The sequence below is a fragment of the Kocuria tytonicola genome (assembly GCF_003687455.1).
Classification (GTDB): Bacteria; Actinomycetota; Actinomycetes; order Actinomycetales; family Micrococcaceae; genus Kocuria; species Kocuria tytonicola.
Genome location: NZ_PHOA01000211.1, coordinates 1 through 801, shown reverse-complemented (window position 1 = coordinate 801; position 801 = coordinate 1). Strand labels below are relative to the sequence as shown.

Sequence of the window (801 nt, the reverse complement as noted above, 5' to 3'; positions counted from 1 at the left end):
CACCGGGGGGAGTGCTGCGGGGGGTCGGCGGCCGTGACGTCCATGAACCCAGGATAGCAGTTGCGAACGGTTATCTTACATTTGACAGGGATGTTTACAGGTGTAATGTAAGCGCTCGTGTCTTCACCTCAACCACCCGGAGCCGGCGCCAGGATCTCCACCGGGATGATCCTCGTGGCCATGCTCTTCCCCGTGTTCATGGCGTTCGCCTATCCCGCCTCCTACGTCTCGGCCATGCACCAGCCCGTGCCGCACCACATGGAGGTGGAGGTCATCGGCACCTCCGACTCCACGCAGCAGCTGGCCCGCCAGGTGGCCGCCCAGGGCGGTGACGCACTGGACGTCAGCACCGTGGCGGACGCGCCCACCGCCCGCGAGGACGTGATGGACCGCGAGACCCGCGCGGCCTTCGACCCCTCGGACGGCAAGCTCTACGTGGCCACCGCCGGCGGTCGCCAGGCCACGGCCGCGGCGCAGTCCGTGTTCCAGCAGGTGGCGCAGCAGGTCGGTGTGCCGCTGGCCGTGCAGGACCTGAAGAAGCCCGCTCCCAAGGACACCCTGGGGATCGCGTACATGTACGTCATGACGGCGTGCGTGACCGCCGGGTACGTGACCTCCACGATGCTCGGCAACCTGGGCAAGGGGATGCGCCTGCGCTCCCGGCTGGGGCTGATCGGAATGCTCTCGGTGGTCGCCGCGGTGCTCACGGTGGGCGTCACGTGGGGCTTCTACGGTGTCTACGACGCGCACCTGGTCACCGCGGGTCTCGTGGCCATGGCCGCCTACTTCACGGCCGCCGTC

Annotated in this window: 1 protein-coding gene; it reads left to right on the top strand. The window is 68.3% G+C overall.

Features of this window, described 5'->3' with window-relative positions; all coding sequences use genetic code 11:
- Nucleotides 1-117: 117 nt before the first annotated feature.
- A partial coding sequence (locus CWC38_RS11880) for a hypothetical protein (RefSeq protein WP_206059911.1) occupies nt 118-801 on the top strand: 684 nt, incomplete at its 3' end.